The sequence below is a fragment of the Pseudomonas machongensis genome, from assembly GCF_034961125.1.
Lineage (GTDB): Bacteria > Pseudomonadota > Gammaproteobacteria > Pseudomonadales > Pseudomonadaceae > Aquipseudomonas > Aquipseudomonas machongensis.
On record NZ_JAYFUI010000050.1, the window covers coordinates 1 to 4,289 of the forward strand.

Annotated in this window: 3 protein-coding genes and 1 pseudogene; 3 read left to right on the top strand and 1 reads right to left on the bottom strand. The window is 62.8% G+C overall.

The genetic code is table 11. The features are described 5' to 3' along the window. Positions 1 to 470 (bottom strand): annotated as a pseudogene (locus tag VA602_RS03410) (diguanylate cyclase); the annotation flags it as partial. 142 nt (positions 471 to 612) lie between these two features. On the opposite strand from VA602_RS03410, the gene uvrD reads away from it, so the two are divergent. The 3 genes from uvrD to VA602_RS03425 form a co-directional block, all read left to right on the top strand. After that, entirely contained in the window at positions 613 to 2,796 is a 2,184-nt protein-coding gene (gene uvrD, locus VA602_RS03415; protein ID WP_323452471.1) for a DNA helicase II, read from the top strand. A 164-nt stretch (positions 2,797 to 2,960) separates the two neighbouring features. After that, positions 2,961 to 3,812, top strand: a complete 852-nt coding sequence (locus VA602_RS03420) for a Tim44 domain-containing protein (RefSeq protein ID WP_054892980.1) — start codon at positions 2,961 to 2,963, stop codon at positions 3,810 to 3,812. A 115-nt stretch (positions 3,813 to 3,927) separates the two neighbouring features. Further along, on the top strand, positions 3,928 to 4,289 hold a 362-nt coding region (locus VA602_RS03425), incomplete at its 3' end, for an SMI1/KNR4 family protein (RefSeq protein WP_323452472.1).

Here is a 4,289-nt window from a genome sequence, read left to right on the forward strand (position 1 = left end):
CTGAGAAAGGCCGGCAGGCTGACCGCGTAGGCGACGCTCGCCGACAGCGCCGCTGCGCCCAGCAGGCCGAAAACCCAGGCCTGCTGGACGAAACTGTCCACCGGTACCAGCGCGAGGGCGGCACATCCAAGCGTCAGGCCACTGAAGGCCGAACCACCCAGAAACATCCGCCACCAGGTCGGCTTGGCCTGACGCTCCGGCGAGGCCGCATCGAAGGCCGCCACCTGGATCACCCGCAAGGCCACCAGCGCCAGCAACCAGACCATCCACACGCCGACCAGCAGATAGCGGGCAGGGCTCCACAGCAGCCAGGCGCAAAGCAAGCCGTTGAGCAACATGAACAGGGTGGGCAGCAAGGAGCCCTGGTAAAGCAGGCGGGTCCGCTCGATGGAGAGCTGGGTTGCGAATTGCCTGCGAACGCTCCTTGTCGATTCGGGTGATGCGTCGATCACCACGCAATTCTGGGTCATATGGCAGTGTTCTTATAATGGTCAGCCGCGAACGTGCACGGAGCATACACAAGCGCGAGGCCAGGCCAAACTGCTGTATGTCATGATTTCACAAATGCCCGACCATTTGCCCGCAGCCCCCGCGCCAACCTAGAATGGCCGGATGCACACTGATGACCTCTCCCTACTGCTCAACTCCCTCAACGATGCCCAACGCCAGGCCGTAGCAGCCCCGCGTGGGCGTCAACTGGTGCTCGCGGGCGCCGGCTCCGGCAAGACCCGCGTGCTGGTGCACCGCATCGCCTGGCTGATCCAGGTCGAACAGGCCTCGCCGCATTCGATTCTGTCGGTGACCTTCACCAACAAGGCCGCCGCGGAGATGCGTCACCGTATCGAGCAGTTGCTGGGCATCAACCCGGCTGGCATGTGGGTCGGCACCTTCCACGGCCTGGCCCACCGCCTGCTGCGTGCCCACTGGCAGGAAGCGCGCCTGGCGCAGAATTTCCAGATCCTCGACGGCGACGATCAGCAGCGGCTGATCAAGCGAGTGATCCGCGAGATGGGCCTGGATGAGCAGCGCTGGCCGGCACGCCAGGCCCAGTGGTTCATCAACGGCCAGAAGGACGAAGGCCTGCGCCCGCAGCACATCCAGGCCAGCGGCGACCTGTTCCTGGCGACCATGCGCGGCATCTACGAAGCCTATGAGCAGGCCTGCGAGCGCGCCGGGGTCATCGACTTCTCCGAGCTGCTGCTGCGCGCCCTCGACCTGTGGCGCGACAATCCTGGCCTGCTCGAGCACTACCAGCGCCGTTTCCGCCACCTGCTGGTGGACGAATTCCAGGACACCAACGCCGTGCAGTATGCCTGGCTGCGCCTGCTGGCCGGCGGTGGCGAAAGCCTGATGGCTGTGGGCGACGACGACCAGTCGATCTATGGCTGGCGCGGTGCGAAGATCGAGAACATCCATCAGTACACCGCCGACTTCCCCGACGCCGAACTGATCCGCCTGGAGCAGAACTACCGCTCCACCAGTGGCATCCTCAAGGCCGCCAACGCCCTGATCGCCAATAACAGCGGGCGCCTGGGCAAGGAGCTGTGGACCGATCTGGGCGAAGGCGAACCCCTCACCCTGTACGCGGCATACAACGAGCACGACGAAGCACGCTACGTGGTCGAAAGCATCGAGCGCATCATCAAGGACGGCAACTCGCGCAGCGACATCGCCATCCTCTATCGCTCCAACGCCCAGTCGCGGGTGCTCGAAGAAGCCCTGCTGCGTGAGCGCATCCCCTACCGCATCTATGGTGGCCAGCGCTTCTTCGAGCGCGCCGAGATCAAGAACGCCATGGCCTACCTTCGTCTGCTCGAAGGCCGCGGCAACGATGCAGCACTCGAGCGGGTGATCAACGTTCCGCCACGCGGCATCGGCGAGAAGACGGTCGAAGCGATCCGCGAACATGCCCGCCACAGCCAGCTGTCGATGTGGGATGCCATGTGCCAGCTGCTCGCTGCCAAAGCACTCAAAGGCCGTGCGGCCAGCGCCCTGGGCGGTTTCATCGAGTTGATGGAAAACCTTGCGACCAAGGTCATGGAGATGCCACTGCACACCATGACCCAGACCGTCATCGAGCAGTCCGGGCTGATCATCTACCACCAGGAAGAAAAGGGTGAAAAGGGCCAGGCTCGGGTGGAAAACCTTGAGGAACTGGTCAGCGCTGCGCGCAACTTCGAATCCACTGAGGAAGATGCCGATCTTTCGCCGCTGTCGGCATTCCTCGGTCACGCCTCGCTGGAGGCCGGCGACGCCCAGGCAGACGAGCACGAAGACAGTGTGCAGTTGATGACCTTGCACAGCGCCAAGGGCCTGGAGTTCCCCTACGTGTTCCTGGTCGGCCTGGAAGAAGGCCTGTTCCCGCACAAGATGAGCCTGGAAGAACCTGGCCGCCTTGAGGAGGAGCGCCGTCTGGCCTACGTCGGGATCACCCGCGCGATGCGCCAGCTGATCATGACCTACGCCGAGACCCGGCGCCTGTATGGCAGCGAGACATACAACAAGGTGTCGCGTTTCGTACGGGAAATTCCGGCAGGTCTGGTTCAGGAAGTACGCTTGTCCAATTCGGTCAGCCGTCCTTTCGGCGGTACGCAGACCCAGGCCAGCAGCCTGTTCGCCAACGCTAACATCCCGCAGACGGCGTTCAGCCTTGGCCAGCGCGTGCAGCACTCGGTGTTTGGTGAAGGCGTCATCCTCAACTTCGAAGGGTCCGGGGCACAGGCTCGCGTGCAAGTGAACTTCGACGAAGGCAGCAAGTGGCTGATGCTTGGGTATGCCAAGCTGGAAGCGATCTGAGGACGAGTCGCGCTGACTCGTCCTGCAACGCTCTTTCAGACGCCAGATTCAGACGCGGATTACAGGATCAGGCAAAAGCTCGAAACATTCTTGCGCTAGCCATGTCTCCTAGATCATGTGCACCATGACGCGCGTGCAATCCACAAAACGGGAAATCCCATCTTATGCAACGTTTTCTTAGCATCGCACTGGCGCTCTGCGTCGGCCTGACGCTGAGCCTCGACGCCAACGCCAAGCGCTTCGGCGGTGGCAAGAGCTCGGGCGCTGCGCCTATGCACCAGACCCGCCAGGCCTCCCCAACCACGCCTGCCGCCGCGCCGACCGCTCCAGGCCGTGCACCGGCCGCTGCCAGCGGTGCTTCGCGCTGGCTGGGCCCTCTGGCCGGCCTCGCCGCCGGTGGCCTGCTCGCCTCCATGTTCATGGGAGACGGCTTCCAGGGCATGCAGATCCTCGACTTCCTGATCATGGGCCTGATCGCCTTCCTGGTCTTCCGCTTCATCGCTGCGCGCCGTCGCCAGCAGCAGCCGCAAGCTGCCGCAGCCGCCGGCCACGCTCCTTACCAGCGTGAAGTGCAACAACAGCCTGCGCAATCGATCTTCGGTGGATCGGCCGCGCCTGTCGCCGCCGCGCCAGTCATCAACGCCCCGGCCTGGTTCAACGAGCAGAGCTTCCTGGCCGCTGCCCGCAACCACTTCCAGACGCTTCAGCAGCACTGGGATGCGAACGAGATGGACAAGATCGCCGAGTTCGTTACCCCGCAAATGCTCGAGTTCCTCAAGCGTGAGCGTGCCGAGCAAGGTGATGGCTTCCAGTCCACCTACATCGACGACCTCGACGTGCAACTGGAAGGCGTCGACGACCGCGCCGACAAGACCATCGCTACCCTGACCTTCCGTGGCGTATCGAAGAACTCGCGCTTCGATCAGGGCGAGGCCTTCAGCGAAAGCTGGCACATGGAGCGTGCACAGGGCGAGAACCAGCCCTGGATGCTCGCCGGTATCCGCCAGAACGGCTGATTCTGACGCGCTTCACAGAAAAACCCCGGGCCTGTCCCGGGGTTTTTGCTTTTGCCACACTGGGCTACTAGGGTATAACGCGCAGCGTTGTCATCAAGGTAAGAGGAAGTGAACTGTGGAAGAAGTGATCGAACAACTCCGTGAAGCCAATGAGCCAGTACCCGTGCCCCTGGAGCTTCCCGACGAAGACCAACTGGTCGAAATCGAAGAACAGCTGTTCATCAACATTCCCTTCGTCTTCAAGGAATTCCTGCTGACCGTCAGCGACGTGGTCTACGGTTCCCTCGAGCCGGTCACTGTCACCGACCCGCAGTCGCACACCTACCTGCCTGATGTTGCCGCCAATGCCTGGGATGCCGGCGTACCACGCGACCTGATCCCCCTTTGCCAGGACGGCGACAATTACTACTGCGTCGAGGAAGACGGCACGGTAGTGCTGTGGGATGGCGACGAAGAAATCGTTGGCGAGGAAAGTTG

Excerpts from the sequence above, each read along its gene's own strand:
- uvrD (WP_323452471.1), top strand. The coding sequence starts at position 613 with ATGCACACTGATGACCTCTCCCTACTGCTCAACTCCCTCAACGATGCC.
- VA602_RS03420 (WP_054892980.1), top strand. The coding sequence starts at position 2,961 with ATGCAACGTTTTCTTAGCATCGCACTGGCGCTCTGCGTCGGCCTGACG.